The following is a 19,274-nucleotide window of genomic DNA, read 5'->3' as shown; positions in this document are numbered from 1 at the left end:
GCTGTTGCGGCCGACGTCAACGTCACGCCAGATCAATCGCGATGGTCTTGAGTTCGGTGTAGAAATCGAGCGCGTGCATGCCGAGCTCGCGGCCAATGCCGGAGCGGCGATAGCCGCCGAAGGGGGTGAACAGCGCGTGGGTGCTGGCGCTGGGCAGGCCGTTCACCGCCACCGAGCCGGTGCGCATGCCCCGCGCCGTGCGCAGCGCCCGGCCGATATCGCGCGACCACACCGAGCCGTTGAGGCCGTAGTCGGAGGCATTGGCGAGGCTGATGGCTTCGGCCTCATCGTCAAATGGCGTGATGCTGGCCACCGGGCCGAAGACTTCCTCATGGAACAGCGGATGGTCAGCGCTGACATCGCTGAAGATCGTCGGCTCAAGAAAATAGCCAGGCAGCGCAGCAACGCTGGCCCCGCCAGCCACCAGCCGGGCGTTGCTGTCGCAGGCGGCGGCGATATGGCGTTGCACGGCGGCCTTGTGCGCCGCTGAAATCAGCGGACCCAATGTGGTGGCCTCATCCATGGTGTCGCCAGGCCGCAAGGCGGCGGATGCCGCAGCGAAGGCAGCCTCAAACGCGGGCAGCGCGCTGCGCTGCACCAGAATGCGTGAGCGGGCCGAGCACGACTGTCCGGCGTTGCCAAAAGCCCCGCCCACGGCGCTCCGCGCCGCCTGGTCGATATCGGCGTCAGCGAAAATGATGCTGGCGTTCTTGCCGCCCAGCTCCAGCGCTACCTTCTTGATGCTGTCGGCGGCGGATTTCATCACCGCGGCGCCGATGGCGGTTGAGCCAGTGAACGAGACGCCGTCGACCAGCGGGTGGCTGGTCAGCAAGGCGCCGACGTCGCCATCGCCGGGCACGATATTGATGACGCCCGCCGGAACGCCGCAGTCGCCGGCGATCTGCGCCAGCAGCAGCGTCGACAGCGGCGTCAGGGGCGATGGCTTCAGCACCACGGCGCAGCCGGCGGCCAGAGCGGGCGCCAGCTTCCAGGCGGCCGCCAGCAGCGGGAAATTCCACGGGGTGATCTGGGCGACGACGCCGAGAGGCTCACGCAGCGTCAGGCTGAGCAAATGCCGGTCGACCGGCAAGGCATCGCCTGGGAACTTGTCCATGGCGCCAGCGTAATAGGCGAAGACGCGGGCTGCGCCGGCCACCTCGCGGCGCACGCCGGCGATCGGTTTGCCGGCGTTGAGCGCTTCGATCACAGCAAAGCTGTCCAGCGACGCCATCATCCGGTCGCTGATGGCCTGCAGCACCCGTCCGCGTTCAAACGGCGGCGTCTGTGGCCATGGCCCGGCATCGAAGGCGGCGCGGGCGGCGGCGATTGCCGCCTCCGCCGTGGCCACGCTGGCGCTGGCCACCTGCGCCAGCTCCGCGCCAGTGGCAGGATTGACCAGCACAAGCGGCGCGCCTGCCCCGGCGTCTGTGAAGGCGCCGTTCACATAAGGCGCAAGCAGTTCAGGGGCGATCGGCAAGGTCATCAGTCAGGTCCTGCGACGCGGGTGGCCAAGGAGTGGGGGCCCAAGGAAAGGGGGCCCAAGGAAAGGGGCCAGAGAGTGGGAGCCTTGCGGCAGGCCAGAGGAACGGCGCCAGATGGGGGGAGGCGCCGCTCCTGCTGGCCATCAGCACCAGAGCGTTTGTCTTTGCGAACCGCAATTCGCCAGGCAAGCGCTTGCCGCGGCGCCGACGCATGCAGCTTGGGAGAAGCAGGGCCCTCCAGCCTGAACGGCGTTAGCCGACAGCCTTCTGCATCTCCTCATACATGCGCCTCGCTGCTTCGCCTGGCGCTTCCGCCGCCGTGATCAGCCGACCGACGATGGCGAATTTGCGCTGGCACGCGGCGGCTGCGGCGTAAGCGTCGGCGATCGAGCCGCCGAGCGGGCCAAAGCCGGTGAGGAACAGCACCGGATCCGGCACATTGGCGCCAATCCAGTTGGCCCAGCGCGCCACGCGCTCCGGCGAGCGGGCCGGCAACACGAAATGGTCGGCGCCGACGTCGACTGAATGCGCGATGATCATGTCGAGCGCGTTATCAATCAGATAGCCGCCGCCCGAGGCGCAATAGTCGGGCGTGGGAATCTCGCCGCCGACCACCGGGATGAGGCCATTGTTGATGGCCTCGCCGACAAAGCCGCGCACGGCGGTGGGGCCAGCCACCGGGAACAGGATCAGGCCGTCGACGCCGGCGTCCTTGCTCATCTGGCTGAATTTGGCGGCCATATCCGGCATGTCCGGGCCGGCCTTCTGGTGGTCATACAGCAGCGGCAGATCGGTGATGTCGCGCAGGCGGCGGATCGATTCCGCGAGGCCAAGCCGCAGCACCGAGGACAGCCCGACCTTGTAGCCAGCCACGCCTTCAACGCCAGTGGTGGCCTTCACCACCTCATCGATGCGGTCGAGCTGATCGATGTCCAGGGCCGGCACGATGCCGAGATTGCCAGAGAAACGCTTGACCATAAGAACCTCGATGAAGACGGCGCTGGAACGGGCCGCGCCCTGAATCCTGGATTTGGGCCAAAGTCCCTGGCCATGTGCTGGGCCGGGGCGCTGGCGATGAAACTAGCGGCGCCTGGCGCCAGAGGGGTAGAACCGGCGGTCGCGCGTTCCTTGGCGCCAGCACGCGGCGGCGGCGCCAGTCAACGGCGAACGCTGGCGGGGCGGCAGACATCAGGCTGTGGCTGAGCGCGGCGTCGCGAGGCCCGCCAGTTCGTCGATGGCGTCGTCGAGTGACGCCTGTTCAACGCCAGCCGCGATCAGGGCGATCCGGGCGCCATCGTCTGCGGGCGCGGTCCTTGCCGCCTGAGGCGCATGCACAATGCCCTGAACAACATGCAGGATTACCGGCTCAGCGGCGCCCCTCACCCTGAGCACGCCCTTGACGCGCAAAAGATCAGGGCCGAGCAGATTGATCCAGCGCCACAGCCAGTCGTCGAGATCGTCCGGGTCGAGTTCGCCACGGAAGGCGCGCGCCGCCACCACGAATTGCGCCCCGGCGCCGCCATCGTCGGCCAGCATCCTGGCGCCACGGCGTCCGCGGACAGCCAGGCCATCTTCGGGGGCTGGCCACAGCGCCTGCGGCTCAACCACGCCATGGGTGGCGCCAGTCAGCGTGGCGGCCGGATTGAGGGCGCGCAGGCGCGCGTGCAGCGCCGCGAGCGCGTCGGGCGTCAGCATGTCGCCGCGGGTCAGCAACAGGCGGTCAGCCAGCGCCACCTGGGCGCGCACCTCGGCGAAGCGTTCCCAGCTTTCGGCGAAGGCCACGCCATTGACGACGGTGGTCACCCCGGCGAGCACGAAATGCGCGGCGGCCAGCTTGCTGGTCATCACCGAGGCGAGAATGGGCACGGGATTGGCGAGGCCGCTGGTCTCGACAATGACCCGGCTAAACGGCAGCGCGCCGCTCGCATCGCGGCGGCGCAGCAAGGCGTTGAGCGCGTCGGCCAGCCCGCCCTTCATACGACAGCACAGGCAGCTGCCGTCGAGCATCACCACCTCGTCCTCACCGTTCTCGACGAACAGGTGGTCGAGACCGACATCGCCGGCCTCATTGATGATCACCGCGGTATCGCCGAAGCCGGCGTGGCCCAGCACATGTCGCAACACGCTGGTCTTTCCGGCCCCAAGGAAGCCGGTCAGCACCAGTACCGGGATGCGATGCTCCGCGCCGGCCATGGAGGTCAGTCCGCCATCTGGGCGGTGAGGAGCTTCAGCGCCGCCGCCAGCGCCCCAAGGCGCACGTCGTCACGCGAGCCGGCGAACTGGCGCCGCTCCTCCATCGTCGGCCGCCCGTGGCGGGCCGAGGCGAGATAGACCGTGCCCACCGGGTTGCGCTCATTGCCGCCGCCGGGACCGGCGTAGCCGGTGATCGCCACCGAGACCCCAGCCGTCGAATGGGCCAGCGCCCCCTCGGCGAGGCCACGGGTGACCTCGGCGCTGACGGCGCCATGGCTGCGGGCGATGTCCTCATCAACGCCGAGCCCGGTCGCCTTGGCGCTGTCGTGGTACAGCACGAAGCCGCGCTCGAAGATTTGCGAGGCGCCCGAGACTGAGGTGAGGCAGGCGCTGACAAGGCCGGCGGTGACGGTCTCGGCGGTGACAATGCGAATATCGAGGCGGCGAGCCGCCGCCAGGGCTGTGGCCGCGTCGTCGAGCAAAGCGGCGGAAAACACAGTGTCGGATGCGGCCGACAGGCTTGCGGATTGTGACATGATCTACCCTGGCGCTGGGGGCGCGCCGGTCCTGGCCAATGTTGCGTCAGGGGGCGGCGCGGATGGTCTGCGCCGTGGCGGCGCTGCACGGCGATGAGTTGCCGCCGCAGCCTCAAACAAGTCAACGTCGACTGCAGGCTGGTCCCACGCCAGGACGCGCCACTGGACCCAACGGAAGCGCCAGTCAGTGGCACATTAGGGCCAGTGACCCATCTTTGGCGGTTGGCTGAAACTGTGCGCTATGCTTGACTTTTGTGTATGGGTTCCGGCGAGTCTTGAGCGCGTTCGGCGAGGCTGTGCGTGGGGGCCAGTTTGCGGCATCGGCGCTGGCGCCAGTCATGCGGCAGCTATGCGCCCTCCTGGCGGTCGGCGCGATCTGGTTGGCGAGGCGCCGGGGCGCAGGCTGACGCCACGTGTGGTTGGGCGAGCGACGGGTCTGAGGCATCAATGCGTGGCCGTGCGCCTGGGGCAAGGGCTGCGAGCGAAGGGGCTGTCGTGCTGATCAATCTGGACCGTTCGGGCGCGCAGAGCCTGCAGGAGCAGATCTTCGACCAGATCAGGGAGCAGATCCTGGCGGGCAAGCTCGCTCCTGGCGCGCCGGCGCCATCCTCCCGGGTGCTGGCGACCGAGCTCAGGGTGTCGCGCAACTCGGTGATCTTTGCCTATGAGCGGTTGATCAATGAGGGTTATCTTACCGCCAGACCCATGGTCGGCACCTTCATCGCCCAGGTGTTGCCAGATGAGGCGGTGCGCACGCGGACGCAACAGGCGGAGCCCCCGCCCTCCAGCCGTCGCGATCCGCCGGCGCCGCAGTTTTCGGGCCGCGCCCACACCATCCTCAACAATGAAAACATCCCGATCGACTTCTGGACCCAGCGCACCGATCCGGAATCGTTTCCGCTGAAAGCCTGGCGCCGCACGGTGCAGCAGGTGCTGGCCAATCCCGGCGCGGGCCTCACCGAATATGGCGATCCCTGTGGCCTGATGGAGTTGCGTTGCGTCATCGCCGACCATGTCGCCCGCACCCGCGGCATTCAGGCCCGACCCGAGCAGATTGTCATCGTCGCCGGCGCGCAGCTGGCGCTCAATCTGACCATGCGCCTGCTGTTGCGGGAGACCGAGGACATCGTCGTCGAAAACCCGTGCAATCAGGGCGCAGCTTACCTGTTTGAGAGCCACAATCTACGGCTTCGTCCGGTCCCAGTCGACGGCAAGGGCCTGCAAACCGATCTGCTGGAGCAGGAGCGGGCGCGCCTGGCCTATGTGTCGCCATCGCACCAGTTCCCCATGGGGCCGACCATGACGCTGGAGCGACGCCAGGCGCTGCTACGCTGGGCTGATCGCAACAATGCTTACATTATCGAAGATGATTACGATTCCGAGTTCCGTTATGACGGATCGTTACTTCCGGCGCTCAAGGCGATGAGCCCGGACAATGTGATTTACCTTGCCACCTTCTCAAAGACGCTCGGCGCCGGTCTGCGCATTGGCTATATGGTGTTCCCCGAACATCTGGCCCGCGCCGCCGCCACCGCCAAGGCGCTGCTCGACAATGGCCATGTCTGGCTGGAGCAGGAGGTACTGGCGCGCTTCATCCAGTCCGGCGCCTTCATGCGTCATCTGCGGCGGGTGCGGCAGCAATATATGATCCGTCGCGACATGCTGACGGCGCAGCTCAATGCGCATTTCGACACCCCGCCGATGATGGGCACGGAAGCGGGAACCCATATCGCCGTGCGCCTCCCCGACTATCTGGGCGGCGCCCACAGCATTTGCGCCCAGGCTCGCAGCCGCAATATCGGCCTGTATACGGTGCAAAGCGGCGGCGGCCATGAATATCCAGGCGTCAGCTATGAAGCCGCCTGGGTGCTGATGGGCTACGCCAGCCTGACGCCCGTGCAGGTGCGCGTCGGCGTCTCCCGCCTGGCGCAGATCCTCAAGGGGCGGCGGGTCGCCACACCCTGACGGCGACAACCCTGGCCGCGCATGATCCGGGCCTGTGGCGGATGATGTGGCGTCTTTGCGGCCTGGCATGACACGTGGCGTTGACCTGCCGCGCGCGCAACCGGGCGGGCGCCGCATGTCCGCCACGACAGAACCCCAGCACTTGCGCTGACGCCTCAAGGCAACACCGCACGCCTTGCGCACAGCATTGTTGACACGCCAGGGCGCATGTCCTGGATCTGCTGCACATTCGCCAATACATGCCCCGGACGCCGTGGGTGATATAGTGCGAAAACGCAACGTCAGACCCGATTTATGTGGGTCCGTTGCTGCCGACACGTCGCCTGTCGGCCAATGTGATCTGAAGCGTCAGGGAACTTTTCGCGCCCGCCATCGTTCCTGGTGTAGCTCCCGGTTGATCGCCGGGGGGCTTGCAATGGCTGATACGGTGAGGTGCACGACGGCATGTGTGGAATTTGCGGTGAGGTGATGTTTGGCGCCCAACGGGCTTCCCCCGCCGTCATAGCCAGAATGAACCAGGCGCTCGCGCCACGGGGACCTGACGCTGAAGGGGTGATCGCGCGCGATCGCTGGGCCCTCGGCCACCGGCGTCTGCAGATTATCGATCTCTCCGCCCGATCTGAACAGCCGATGACCGCGCCCGACCTCGGGCTCACCGGCGTGTTCAACGGCTGTATCTACAATTACCGTGAGCTACGCGCCGAACTCGAGGCGCTTGGGCACCGGTTCTTTTCCAGCGGCGACACCGAAGTGGTGTTGCGCGCTTACGCCCAATGGGGCGTCGATTTCGCCAGCCATCTCACCGGCATGTTCGCCGTCGCCATCATTGAACGCGACAGCGGCCGACTGGTGCTGGCCCGCGACCGCCTGGGGATCAAGCCACTCTATGTCGCGCCGGTCTCAGGCGGCCTGCGCTTTGCCTCGACCTTGCCGGCGCTGCTGGCTGGCGGCGGCGTTGACACCAGCATCGATCCGGTGGCGTTGCGCTTTTTCATGAGCTGGCACGCCGTGGTGCCGCCGCCCTACACCATGCTCCGGGGCGTGCGGAAATTACCGCCGGCGACAGTGCGGGTCATCGACGCCCATGGCGCCGAGCAGGACCATGTCTATTGGTCGGTGTCCTACGCCCGCAGCGCTGAAGACGAAGCGCGGCCCGCCGGGGAATGGCGCGACATGCTGAAGGCCTCGCTGGTCGAGGCGGTGAAGCGGCGCATGGTCGCCGACGTGCCAGTCGGCGTGCTGCTGTCCGGCGGCGTCGATTCCAGCCTGATCGTCGGCCTGCTCAGCGAACTGGGTCAGCACGATCTGCGCACTTTCTCCATCGGCTTTGAGGCGGCCAATCAGGAAAGCGGCGACGAATTCGTCTATTCCGATCTGATCGCCCGCCATTACCAGACCAATCACGTCAAGCAGTTCGTGCCATCCTCGGCGCTGCTGTCGGCGCTGCCGGGCGCCATCGCCGCCATGTCGGAGCCGATGGCCTCCTACGACAATGTCGCCTTCTATCTGCTCTCCCAGGAAGTGGCGAAACACGTCCGAGTGGTGCAGAGCGGCCAGGGCGCCGATGAGGTGTTCGCCGGCTATCACTGGTATCCGCCGCTGGCGGGGGCGGATGATCCTGCCGCAGCCTATGCAAAGGCGTTCTTCGACCGTGATCGCGACCGGCTGGCGACGCAGATCGGCGGCGATTTCGATGGCGAGGACGTGGCCATGGCTTTCGTCCGCGCCCATTTCGACGCCCCAGGCGCCAGTGATCCTGTCGACAAGGCGCTGCGGCTCGACACCACCATCATGCTGGCGGACGATCCGGTGAAGCGGGTCGACAATATGACCATGGCGGCGGGTCTTGAAGCGCGCGTGCCTTTCCTCGACCATGATCTGGTGGAGCTGGCGGCGCGCATTCCCTCGCGACACAAGCTGGCCCAGGGCGGCAAGGGCATTCTCAAGGATGTGGCGCGCACGGTGATCCCGACGGAGGTGATCGACCGGCCCAAGGGCTATTTCCCGGTGCCGGCGCTGAAATACATCGATGGCCCCTATCTCGAGCTGTGTCGCGAGGCGCTGACCTCGCGGGCGGCGCGCCAGCGCGGGCTGTTTCGCCCCGAATGGCTGGAGCAGCTGTTCGCCGATCCCGCCGCGCACATCACGCCCTTGCGCGGCTCGGAGCTGTGGCAGGCCGCCGTGCTCGAGTTGTGGCTGCAGACCCACCGCATCTGACGGGCGACCTCTGACGCAAGACCCCGATGCGCAAGATGCATCGGGGTCTGGTCAAGCCCGTGCGGCGACCGGGCATGTCTGGTCGCGGATGCGTCAGCATTTTGCGGCCTGGTCAGAGGTTCGCCGTCACGTCCGCGCCGCGTTGTGCGCATCGCCCGCCGCCTTGCGGGCGAACAGTTTCAGGGAGGCGAGAGCCATGACCTCGCAACAGACCGTTGGGCGTGACCATCGCGCCCGTTCCCGCGCCATGCTGGCCCACCGCATGCGTCGGCTACGCGAGCCAGGGCCCGGCGCAAATCCGGAACGCGATGCTGGCGCCGAGCCAGTCATTCTGGAATGCGGCTGGGGCCGGCTGCTGTTCGGCCACACCTTCGCGACGCCGGAGGCGCTGGCCGAGGCGCTGCGCGACGAGGAGACCGGCCAGCGCGACATCGCCGTCTATGTCCGCGATCCCCATGTGGCGCTGTCGGTGGCGCCGCAGGAGCTGTTTCTTGATCCCTCGCATACCTATCGGCTTGATCTGATCACCTGGCGGCCCGAACACCGGGCCCATCCCGGCTTCACCATCCGCCGGCTGGCGACGGCGAAGGACGCCGACGCCGTTAACGACATCTATCTGCGCCGCAAGATGGCGCCGGTGCGCCCGGATTTTTTCCTGTCGCGCGGCAAGAAAAACCGGGCGCTGGTGCAGCTGGTGGCCATCGACCAGGAGACCCGTCGGGTGCTGGGCGCGGTCACTGGCGTCGACCACGCCGCCATCGACGGCGCGGCCGAGGTTGGCTCATCGCTGTGGTGTCTCGCCGTCGATCCGCAGGCCCCGCGACCTGGCGTCGGCGAGGAGCTGGTGCGGCGGCTCGCCAGCCTGTTCCAGGCCCGTGGCGCGCCGTGGATGGACCTCTCGGTGCTTCATGACAATGCGCCGGCGATTGCGCTGTATGAGAAGCTCGGCTTCGCCCGGGCGCCGTTTTTCACCGTCAAACGGCGCAACAGTTTCAATGAGCGCCTGTTCACTGGCCCGGACGCCATCGGCGACCAGCTCAACCCTTATGGCCGCATCATTGTCGACGAAGCGCGGCGGCGCGGCATCGTCGCCGAGGTCACGGACGCCGAGGGCGGCTTCTTCCGCCTCACCAATGGCGGACGAACGGTGCATTGTCGCGAGAGCCTCAGCGAGCTGACGTCATCTGTCGCCATGTCGATCTGTGACGACAAGCAGGTGTCGCGGCGCTTCGTCGCCAGCGCCGGCGTCCGCGTGCCGGAGCAGATCGAGGCCAGCGACAGCGACGCGCTCGAGGCGTTTCTGGCGCGCCACCGCCGCGTGGTGGTCAAGCCGGCGCGGGGCGAGCAGGGCAAGGGCGTGGCGGTTGGCCTTGAAACGGCGGAGGAGGTGGCCACCGCCATCGCAGCGGCCAGCGCCCTGTGCGAGCGGGTGCTGGTGGAGGAATTCGTCGAAGGCCAGGATCTGCGGCTGGTGGTGATCAATTTCGAAGTGGTGGCGGCGGCGATCCGCACCCCGGCCAGCGTCATCGGCGATGGCCAGCGCACCATCATGGATCTGATTGAGCGCCAGAGCCGGCGCCGGGCGGCGGCGACGGGGGGCGAGTCGCGGATCCCCATTGATGGCGAAACCCGGCGCTGCGTGGCGGCGGCCGGCTACGCCATGCGCGACATATTACCCGATGGGGTGGAGTTGCAGGTGCGGCGCACCGCCAATCTGCATACCGGCGGGGCCATCCATGACGTCACCGACAGCGTCCATCCGGCGCTGAAACAGGCGGCGATACTGGCTGCGCGCGCCATCAATATTCCGGTCACCGGCATCGATCTGATGACGCCAGACCCGGCCGGGCCAGACTATGTGTTCATCGAGGCCAATGAACGGCCAGGCCTCGCCAATCACGAACCACAGCCGACGGCGCAGCGTTTTATTGATCTGCTGTTCCCTGGCACGGCGCAAGACAGCGCCCGCCGCGGCGGAGGCGCCTGATGCTGACCATCGACACGGTGTATCTGTCGCATGTGCTGCGGCGCCTGCTCGACATCCCTTCCCCGGCAAGTTTCACGGATAATGTGGTGCGCGCCTGCTGCGAGGAATTGGCGGCGCTCGGCGTCGATTATGAGATCACCCGGCGCGGGGCCATTCGCGCCTGCCTGTATGGCGAGGAGCGCAAGGGGGCCCGCGCAGTCATCGGCCACCTCGACACGCTCGGGGCGCAGGTGCGCGCGCTCAAGGCCAATGGCCGGCTCGGGCTCACCTCCATCGGCACCTGGTCGGCGCGTTTCGCCGAAGGGGCGCGCTGCACGGTGTTCACGCCGGAGCGGGCGTTTCGCGGCACGATCTTGCCGTTGAAGGCCTCTGGCCACGCCTTCAATGAGGAGGTCGACACCCAGCCCACTGGCTGGGACCATGTCGAGCTGCGCATTGACGAAATGGTGCATGATGCGGCCGACCTTGCGGCGCTCGGCCTGTCGGTCGGCGACATCGTCGGCATCGATCCGCAGCCGGAGTTTCTCGACAATGGCTTCATCGTCTCGCGCCACCTCGACGACAAGGCGGGCGTGGCCGCGATGCTGGCGGCGCTCAAGGCGCTGGTCGCCGCGCCACAACGCCCGCCGGTCGATTGCTGGTTTATTTTCTCAATATCGGAAGAGGTCGGCGTTGGCGCCGCCGCCGTGCTCACCGGCGACATCGCCTCGATGGTCACCGTCGACAATGGCGTCACCGCGCCAGGCCAGAACAGCCGCGAATTCGGCGTCACCATCGCCATGGCCGACATGAGCGGGCCGTTTGACTATCATCTGACGCGCAAGCTGATCCGGCTGTGCGGCGAGCACGACATCGCGCATCAGCAGGATATCTTCCGCTATTACCGCTCCGACAGCGCCTCGGCGATTGTCGCCGGTCACGATGTCCGCACGGCGCTGATCACCTTCGGCGTCGACGCCAGCCATGGCTATGAGCGCATCCACCTCGACGCGCTGCGCAGCGTCGGCGAGCTGATCACGCTCTATGTCGGCAGCGAGGTGGAGATCGCCCGTGATGCAGTCGACCTCGGGTCGCTGAAGGGGTTCACCTCCATGCCCGATGGCCAGGGCTGACGCCATCAGGCTGTGCGCGCCGCCCGATGGAGCGGGCGGCGCACCAGCCGGCGTCAGTCGGTCATCATATCAGGATGCGAAGATGCTGACGCATCCGCATCCTGAAATGCTCAGGCGCCGCACGGGCTTGGCCAGAACCCGATTAATCACGCTCATCGGGTTCTGGTATCAGAATTGGCGGACGCGGATTGGCGAGGACGCCGTCGAGCATCTCCAGCCGGTCCTGACCCCAGAACGGCTCACCCTGGTAGAAATAGAAGGGCGCGCCGAACATCTGGCGGTTGATCGCCTCTTCGGTAAGCGCATGCTCCCGGTCATGAATGGCCGCGTCATCGGCGCGGGCGAGCAGGCTCTGGCCGTCGAGGCCATGTGCATCGGCCAGTTGCACGAGGGTGGCGGGGTCGGCGATGTCGCGCTCATCCGCCCACACCGTCTTGAGCGCGGCGTGGACAAAGCCGCCGACGTCGGCGCCGTCTTCGATGGCGTTGAGCAGCATGCGATGGCCGAGCGACGGATCCGCCGGGTAGAATTTCGGCTCCAGCACCAGCGGCACGCCGCGAATTTCCTTCCAGCGCTTCATCTCAACAAAGCGATAGGCCTGGCGCTGGGTCGGGCGCTGCTTCACCGGCTTGCCGCCGCCAGCGGCGAACACGGCCAGAAGATCGACCGGCTTGTAGATGACCTCCGCGTCGTGGCGTTTGACGAGGTCCTGGAAGGTCAGGCTGCCGATATAGGACCACAGCGAGATGAAGCTGAAATAATATTCAATTTGCGGGCGTTGGCGCGCCATGGCTCAGGCTCCCAAATAGGCGGACATGATGGCCGGGTCGGCGGCGATCTCGGCGGAGGGGCCGCTGCGTGTGGTGCGGCCCTGGTCCATCACATGCACATGGTCGGCCAGCTCCAGCGCGATGCCGACATCCTGCTCGACCAGCAGGATGCTGGCGCCGTCGGCGCGCACCGTGCGCAGCGTATCGGCCAGCTGGTCGACGATCGCCGGGGCGAGGCCGAGCGACAACTCGTCGATCAACAGCAGTTTCGGCGCCGCCATCAGACCTCGGGCGATGGCGCACATCTGCTGCTCGCCGCCTGACATGGTGGTGGCGTCCTGGCGGCGCCGCTCGGCGAGGCGTGGAAACAGCGTGTACATGCGCTCCAGATCCGCGCGGATCGCCGCCTTGCCATCCTTGCGCCGGAAGGCGCCGAGCATCAGATTGTCATGCACCGACAGGCCCGTGAACAGGCGACGCCCCTCCGGCACATGGGCCACGCCATGCTCGACGAACTGTTGCGGCGTCGCGCCGGTCAGCTCGCGCCCAGCCATCATGATGCGGCCGCCGCGTGTCGGCAACAGGCCCGAGAGGGCGCGCAGCAGCGTGGTCTTGCCGGCGCCATTGGAGCCGATCAGCGCGGTGATGGCGCCATTCTTGACATCAAGATCGGCGTCCCACACCACCTGCACGTCGCCATAGGCGACCTCAAGATGCGTGACGGTGAGCAATGCGTCGCTCATATGCCGGCTCCCGCCATGCGTTCGGCGTAGCGGCGGCCGAGATAGGCCTCCACCACGGTCTCGTCAGCCATCACCTGGGCGACCGGGCCATCGGCGATGAGCTTGCCATGGTGCAACACCACCAGCCGCTGGGCGGTGCGGGTCACCACCTTCATCAGATGCTCGATCAGGAAGATGGTCGTGCCCTGGGCGGCGATTTTGGCGATCAGTTCCAGCGCTGCGTCGACCTCCGCGGGGTTAAGGCCGGCGTTGACCTCGTCCAGCATCAACAATTTGGGCCGCAGCGCGAGACTCTTGGCCAACTCCAGCCGCTTGCGGCCAGCGAGGGTCAGGGCGCTGGCCAGCTTGCCGGCCTGATCGTTGAGATTGCAGAAATCGAGGTGATGGGCGGCGGCGTCCTGCGCTTCAGCGATGCTGGCTGCGCCGCCGCCGAACAGGGCCGCCGCCGCCACATTCTCCAGCACGGTCATCGCCGGAAACGGCTGCACCACCTGAAAGGTGCGGGCGACGCCGAGCCGGGCGATACGGTCGGGCCGCATGCCGGTGATCGACGCGCCGTTAAAGGCGATGCCGCCGCTATCGGCGCGATGCACGCCGGTGATGACATTGACCAAAGTGGTTTTGCCGGCGCCGTTAGGGCCGATCAGCCCGACGATTTCGCCCGCGCGTAGCGACAGATTGATGTCGGACAGCGCCTGCAAGCCGCGAAAGCGTTTGCTGACGCCCTTCAGTTCGAGCAGGGCGGTCATGGCGCGCGCCTCCACAGTTTGGCGATATGGGCGAGGCCCAGCCCCCGCGCCTGCGACAGCCCGCCAGGCAGGAACAGCACCAGCACCACCACCATCAGCCCGAGAATACCGGCGTGGAAGCTGAGAATGTTGCGCCACAGCAATTCTTCCAGCGCCAGATAGGTCACGGCGCCAAGCACCGGACCATAGACCGTGCCGACGCCGCCGAGCAGGGCCATCAGGATCGGCTTCACCGACATGGCGCCGTCATAGACGTCGGTGGGATCGATATAGGTCACCCAGGAGGCGTAAACGCCGCCGACGAGGCCGATGAACAGGCTGGACAGCACGAAGGCCAGGGTCTTGGCGCGGCGGGTGTCGACGCCGATGATCTGGGCGGCGTCCTCATTCTGCGCGATGCAACGCAGCGCCACGCCGAGCCGCGCGCGGTTGAGCCAGATGCAGGCGCTCATGGCGATGGCGGCGAGCAGCAGCATGGCGGCCAGATAGAATTGCGGCAGGCTGACCAGCGCCGGCTTGACCAGCGGCAGATTGATGCCCATGCCGCCGCCCGTGACGTCGGTCCAGGAATTGGTCCCCTCGCGCAGCACTTCGGCGATCACCAGGCTGGCGATGGCGAAATATTTGCCGCGTAGATGCAGGATGGCCGACCCCATCAACCCGGCGAAGGCCGCCGCCAGCAAGCCAGAGAAGGCGACCGCCGCCAGCAGGGGCGCGCCCATGGTCTGGGCCACGGCGGCGCCATAGGCGCCGAGGCCGAAGAACGCCGCCGTCGCGAAAGAGGGATAGCCGGCGAAGCCGCCGATGATGTTCCACGCCAGCGCCAGCGTCACATACATGCCGAGGATGGTGGCGAGGCGGATGATATAGGCGTCGGTCAGGCTGAGCAGCGCAAACAGCACGATGGCGACGACGAAGGGGGCGAGGATCGCCAGGGCGACCCGTGTCGAGGACAGGCGCGACATCAGGCGAACCCCTGCTTGCCCAGGAGGCCCTGGGGCCGCACGGCGAGCAACACGATCAGCAGCACGAAGGCCAGCGTCAGCGCATGCTCGGGCCCGAAGATCAGCGCGCCGAAGCTTTCAATCACGCCAAGGGCGAAGCCGCCGAGCACGGCGCCTGGAATGCTGCCAAGGCCACCGATGACGCAAATGACGAAGGCCTTACTGAGATAGCCGGCCGAGGCCACGGGCGAGATCGGGAAGATGGCGCTGAGCAGCGCGCCGGCGCTGCCCGCCATGAACACGCCGAGGCCAAAAGCGATGGCGTAGGTCCATTTGACGTTGATGCCGAGCAGGGCCGCGGCGTCGCGATCCATACGCACCGCGATGATGGCGCGGCCAAACTGGGTGAAGCGCAGCAGCGCACCGAGCACGGCGACCAGCGCAAGACCCACCAGCGTGGCGTAAATCCGATCCACCGGCACGACGATTGAGCCGAGATCGAAGACGCCGAGCGGCGGGTCGAGCAGCACCTTGCGATAATCGGCGCTGAACAGCGCCAGCATGGTGTTGTCGAGGAACAGATTGAGCCCGAAGGTCAGCAGCAGGGTGATCAGAAACGGCCGGGTCATCACATGATTGATGACGCTGGCCTGCAGGGCGACGCCGCCAAGGAACATGATCGCCCCGGCCACCGGCGCGAACAGGAACGGGTTGATGCCCCAATAATGGTGGGCGAAAAAGGCGAGATAGCCGCCCAGCACGATCAGCGAGCCGTGCAGGATGTTGATGATGTTCAACACCCCCCAGACCAGCGAAAAGCCCACGGCGATGCAGGCGTAAAGACCGCCAACAGCCAGGCCGTTTACAAGAACCTGCAGCCACAACATGAATTTGATCCTGACCCGGTCGGCCCTCGGGCGCGACCGACCGGCAGGGCGCCGCAGCGCCCCCCGCGCCGACGTCGCCCTGCCGCAAGGCCCCGCGGCGCCCGGATCGCAGTCCGCGCGCCGCCGGAGCAGCGATTTATTTCTTCAGGCCAGTGCGGAAGTCGCTGGTGGCGATGTTGGCCGGGGCGACGACCTGCACCTTGCCGTCCTGGATCTGCAGCACCGGCGGCACGTAGCTGTCGGCGATGCCGATGGACGAGAAGGAGATCGGGCCAAAGAAGGTCTTGAAGCCGCCCTTCTGCAGCTCAGCCCGCACCTTGTCGCGGTCGAGCGAGCCAGCGCGCTCAATCGCCTGCTGCAGCACCACGCCGACAGCTGCGCCCGAGGCCTGGGTGAAGTCCGGCTCGGAGCCGTATTTCGACTTGAACAGCTCAACGAACTTGCCCGAGGAGCCAAATACGTCGTCGCTGGCGTATTTCACCACCGGGTGGAACCAGCTGGCCGTGGTGACATTGTCAGCCAGCGGGCCGACAGCGCTGATCCATTCCTGGTAAGCCGGACCGTTGATCAGCGTGAACACCTCGCCGCCGACCTTGAGATCTGACGCCTGCTTGCGGATGGTGATCAGGTCATTGATGTAGCCGGTGACGATGACCCAGTCCGGCTTCGCAGCACGCAGCTGGGTGAGGGCCGAGGCGTGATCGAGCGTGCCGATGGCGTATTTCTCGAAGAACACCACATCGAGACCGCGCTTTTTGGCGCTTTTGGCGAATTCATTGGCCAGCGACAGCGGATACAGATCGTTGCGGGCCAGAATGGCGACGCGCTTCGCCTCTGGCAGCTTCGCCCGCACCAGATCGGCCAGCGGCTCTGAGAAGGTGCTGTTGTCGGTGTAGACGCCGAACAGGTTCTTGTAGCCCTGGTCGAACACTTCCACCGATGACGCGGAGGAGGCGATCATCGGCACGCCTGCCTTTTCCGCCACGGCGGACGCCGCCTTCGTGGCGCCGGAGCCGAAGGGCGAGAACAGGAAGTCGACCTTGTCGTCGGTGATCAGCTTTTCAGCCAGCTGGATCGCCTTGGGGGTCTGCGACTGGTAGTCGTAATAGCGCAGCTCAACCTTGAGGTTTTTGTCGCCGACCTTGACCCCACCCTTTGCGTTGACCTGCTCCTGCCACAGCTCATAGCCCTGGCGCAGCTTGGCGCCCTCCGGCGACAGGGCGCCGGTCACCGGCAGCGGCGCGCCGATCACCACGGCGTCTTTGGCCCCGGCGCTAGCGACGGCAGCCGCCACGAGGGCAAGGCCGGCGATAGCCGACCGCAGAAAATTCTTCATGGTCTGTTCCTGCCTGGAATCACCGGCGCCAGAAGGCTGGTCAGCGGCTTGCGCATTTCACATCACAAAACGTGACAAAATGAGTTAATCACACACTAATCCGTGAATAGCGCCGTGTCCACGCGGAGCGGTGTCCTTGCCAACAGTTTTACACGGCGGCGGGTCATTCCGAAGCGATGGGCGCGCACCCAGCGGATATCGGCGCCCCGTCAATCAGTGGTGACCGTGCAATGACGTTGCGGTTGTCGCCGGACGCCGCAGCTGTTGGGTGATCATGTTCGGCCGGGATGGACTCAGAAAGCGCAGACAAACGTTAGCTAAACCATATCGCTGACCCGACCAGCGGCGCCCATAACCGCGCGCGCCGGTCCCGTTTCTGCGCCCGATACCGAAAATGCCCACTGTGCGTCAGAAAATATTGTGCGATCGGAGAACTGTTTTGCGCCATGGCGCCACATATAGGTGGCGATATCGCTGCGCTGACTGACGCAGGGAGCACGAGACGCCGACAATTTACGTAAGCGCAGCGCAAGCCATTTGCATTTGTGTTGCTCTACGCGCAACTATACAGCGCTCGGTAAGGAGAACGGGGTTGGACACACAGATCGCGCACCGGGATGTGTTTGCAGGCGGCGGCGGCTGCGGGGCGCTGTTGCGCGCCATCGACTGGAGCCAGCATCCGCTTGGAGAGCCGGAGCGCTGGCCGCTGGAATTGCGCACCGTGGCGCAGATCGTGCTGGGCGCCCGGCAGCCGATGTTCCTGCTGTGGGGTCCGGAGCGGCACATCATCTACAATGATCTGTGCGGCGAGATGTATGGCCCGTTCCACCCGCGCGCGCTCGCAAAACCCTTCGCCGAAACCTTGCGCGAGCTGTGGAGCCAGGTCGCGCCTTATGTCAACCGCGCCTATGAGGGCGTCAGCGCAGCCGCCTCTGATGTCGAGTTCATGGTGACGCGCCACGGCTATCCGGAGACAGTCAATGTCTCATTCTCCTACACGCCGGTGCGCATGGCCAATGGCGTGGTCGCCGGCATGTTCTGCGCCTTTAACGAAACCACCGGCCGTGTGGCGCTGCAGCGTCAGCGCGAGCGCGAGCAGGGGCGGCTGCGCAGCATCTTTGAAACGGCGTTGGGCGCGGTGGCGGTGACCTCGGGCCCGCAGCATCTGATCACTTACACCAACGCTGATTTCGAGGCGATTTCCGGCTACCGCCAGGCCGCCGGCAAGCGCGCCGTCGACGCCTTTCCCGACATCCATGGTCAGGGCTTTTTCGAGCTGCTCGATCACGTCTACGCCACGCGGGCGGCCATGGTGAACCGGGCCATGCCGGCGCGGTTGCAACGCACCGCGGACGATGCGCCGGATGAGCGGGTCATCGATATTCTCTGCCACCCGATCGCCACCCCTGGCGGCGCGGTGGAGGGGCTGTTCGTGCAGATCCTCGACGTCACCGACAGTCATCTGCTGAGCAAGGAGCTGGCGCACCGGCTGAAAAATCAGCTGACTGTGGTGCAGGCGATTGTTAACCAGTCATTGCGTGGGGCCAGGGATATCGACAGCGCCCGGCAAATCCTGAGCGCGCGCATCAACACGCTCGCCCGCGCCCATGAGGCGGCGATGGCCAGCGACCAGTCCGGCGCCCATATTGAAAATGTCATCAGCAATGCCATCGGCTGGCATGACCGCGCGCGCCTGCGCATCAGCGGGCCGCACACACCGATCGCGGCCCGCCCGGCGCTGTCGCTGGCGTTGATCATGCATGAACTGCTGACCAATGCGCTGAAATATGGCGCGCTCTCGCAGCCAGAAGGCGAGGTGGCGGTGAACTGGTCGGTGTCGGAGGCAAATGGCGCGCTGTTTGAACTGGTGTGGCAGGAGAGCGGCGGCCCGCCTGTGGCCGAGCCCGCAACGCGCGGCGCGGGCTCCCGGTTGATCATGTCCGGCCTGTCGGGCGCACCCTCATTGCGGGTCACGCTCGATTTCCGGCCAGAGGGCGTGCGTTTCGCCATTAGCGGCGACGTAGCGGCGCTGACCGCCAGCTGAGGCGCGCGTCAGGCAGGGTTGGCCCCGGCCGCGTCTGCCCCCGCGCCTTGGGCCCGTGAGACGCCGCGCATTGCCTGATATCTTGTCGCCGTCCTCCATGACAGCGCGCCGCGCAGACGTGCGGCAAGGGTAGCCAGCGAGTAGCCAGCGGCGCTTCGGCAGGCGCTCTACAACGTTATACCAACCAAGGGTTGCGTTGCGACAGATGCGGGTTGGCCTCTCCCGGCGACGACGACGGCAGGCGATGGCGCGCTGCTGCACGGCCTTTAACGTTCCCCTGAGGTTGGGGTTGGCGTCGCCATCGTTTCTC

General features: G+C 66.4%; 15 protein-coding genes. 5 read left to right on the top strand and 10 right to left on the bottom strand.

Annotated features, from left to right (window positions below; genetic code table 11):
• Positions 1-22: 22 nt before the first annotated feature.
• The 4 genes from AC6A67_RS04910 to AC6A67_RS04895 all read right to left on the bottom strand — a co-directional run bounded on the left by AC6A67_RS04910 (position 23) and on the right by AC6A67_RS04895 (position 4,210).
• On the bottom strand, positions 23-1,483 hold the full coding sequence (locus AC6A67_RS04910) for an aldehyde dehydrogenase family protein (protein WP_498035438.1): 1,461 nt from the start codon (positions 1,481-1,483) through the stop codon (positions 23-25).
• A 250-nt stretch (positions 1,484-1,733) separates the two neighbouring features.
• Entirely contained in the window at positions 1,734-2,459 is a 726-nt protein-coding gene (locus AC6A67_RS04905; protein ID WP_498035437.1) for an orotidine 5'-phosphate decarboxylase / HUMPS family protein, read from the bottom strand.
• A gap of 210 nt (positions 2,460-2,669) precedes the next feature.
• Complete coding sequence (locus AC6A67_RS04900; protein ID WP_498035436.1) at positions 2,670-3,674, bottom strand: CobW family GTP-binding protein; 1,005 nt, start codon at positions 3,672-3,674, stop codon at positions 2,670-2,672.
• Positions 3,675-3,679: 5 nt separating this feature from the next.
• A complete protein-coding gene (locus tag AC6A67_RS04895) occupies positions 3,680-4,210 on the bottom strand; it encodes a CinA family protein (RefSeq protein ID WP_498035435.1) in 531 nt (176 codons plus the stop codon).
• A 495-nt stretch (positions 4,211-4,705) separates the two neighbouring features.
• On the opposite strand from AC6A67_RS04895, the gene pdxR reads away from it, so the two are divergent.
• The 4 genes from pdxR to AC6A67_RS04875 all read left to right on the top strand — a co-directional run bounded on the left by pdxR (position 4,706) and on the right by AC6A67_RS04875 (position 11,491).
• Complete coding sequence (gene pdxR, locus AC6A67_RS04890; protein WP_498035434.1) at positions 4,706-6,175, top strand: MocR-like pyridoxine biosynthesis transcription factor PdxR; 1,470 nt, start codon at positions 4,706-4,708, stop codon at positions 6,173-6,175.
• 444 nt (positions 6,176-6,619) lie between these two features.
• The gene (locus AC6A67_RS04885; protein ID WP_498035433.1) at positions 6,620-8,392 is read left to right on the top strand and encodes an N-acetylglutaminylglutamine amidotransferase; all 1,773 of its coding nucleotides are present in this window, start codon (positions 6,620-6,622) and stop codon (positions 8,390-8,392) included.
• Positions 8,393-8,588: 196 nt separating this feature from the next.
• Complete coding sequence (gene ngg, locus AC6A67_RS04880) at positions 8,589-10,379, top strand: N-acetylglutaminylglutamine synthetase (protein WP_498035432.1); 1,791 nt, start codon at positions 8,589-8,591, stop codon at positions 10,377-10,379.
• Positions 10,379-11,491, top strand: coding sequence for an osmoprotectant NAGGN system M42 family peptidase (locus tag AC6A67_RS04875; protein WP_498035431.1), 1,113 nt, complete (start codon positions 10,379-10,381; stop codon positions 11,489-11,491). Before ngg ends, AC6A67_RS04875 begins: the two co-directional genes overlap by 1 nt.
• A 142-nt stretch (positions 11,492-11,633) precedes the next feature.
• Here the strand turns inward: AC6A67_RS04875 and AC6A67_RS04870 are convergent, their stop codons facing one another.
• The 6 genes from AC6A67_RS04870 to AC6A67_RS04845 all read right to left on the bottom strand — a co-directional run bounded on the left by AC6A67_RS04870 (position 11,634) and on the right by AC6A67_RS04845 (position 16,920).
• Complete coding sequence (locus AC6A67_RS04870) at positions 11,634-12,281, bottom strand: 2-hydroxychromene-2-carboxylate isomerase (RefSeq protein WP_498035430.1); 648 nt, start codon at positions 12,279-12,281, stop codon at positions 11,634-11,636.
• A 3-nt stretch (positions 12,282-12,284) separates the two neighbouring features.
• The gene (locus tag AC6A67_RS04865) at positions 12,285-13,004 is read right to left on the bottom strand and encodes an ABC transporter ATP-binding protein (RefSeq protein ID WP_498035429.1); all 720 of its coding nucleotides are present in this window, start codon (positions 13,002-13,004) and stop codon (positions 12,285-12,287) included.
• A complete protein-coding gene (locus AC6A67_RS04860; protein WP_498035428.1) occupies positions 13,001-13,753 on the bottom strand; it encodes an ABC transporter ATP-binding protein in 753 nt (250 codons plus the stop codon). The genes AC6A67_RS04865 and AC6A67_RS04860 overlap by 4 nt, the downstream gene beginning before the upstream one ends.
• Positions 13,750-14,718 (bottom strand): branched-chain amino acid ABC transporter permease, encoded by a 969-nt coding sequence (locus AC6A67_RS04855; RefSeq protein ID WP_498035427.1) that lies wholly within the window; start codon positions 14,716-14,718, stop codon positions 13,750-13,752. Before AC6A67_RS04855 ends, AC6A67_RS04860 begins: the two co-directional genes overlap by 4 nt.
• Positions 14,718-15,584, bottom strand: a complete 867-nt coding sequence (locus AC6A67_RS04850; protein WP_498035426.1) for a branched-chain amino acid ABC transporter permease — start codon at positions 15,582-15,584, stop codon at positions 14,718-14,720. The genes AC6A67_RS04855 and AC6A67_RS04850 overlap by 1 nt, the downstream gene beginning before the upstream one ends.
• A gap of 136 nt (positions 15,585-15,720) precedes the next feature.
• Positions 15,721-16,920, bottom strand: a complete 1,200-nt coding sequence (locus tag AC6A67_RS04845) for an amino acid ABC transporter substrate-binding protein (protein ID WP_498035425.1) — start codon at positions 16,918-16,920, stop codon at positions 15,721-15,723.
• Positions 16,921-17,512: 592 nt separating this feature from the next.
• On the opposite strand from AC6A67_RS04845, the gene AC6A67_RS04840 reads away from it, so the two are divergent.
• Positions 17,513-18,964, top strand: coding sequence for a sensor histidine kinase (locus AC6A67_RS04840; RefSeq protein ID WP_498035424.1), 1,452 nt, complete (start codon positions 17,513-17,515; stop codon positions 18,962-18,964).
• The last annotated feature ends 310 nt before the right edge of the window (positions 18,965-19,274 follow it).

It is taken from the genome of Camelimonas sp. FR25 (assembly GCF_059740505.1).
This window is presented reverse-complemented; position numbering and strand designations above follow the sequence as displayed.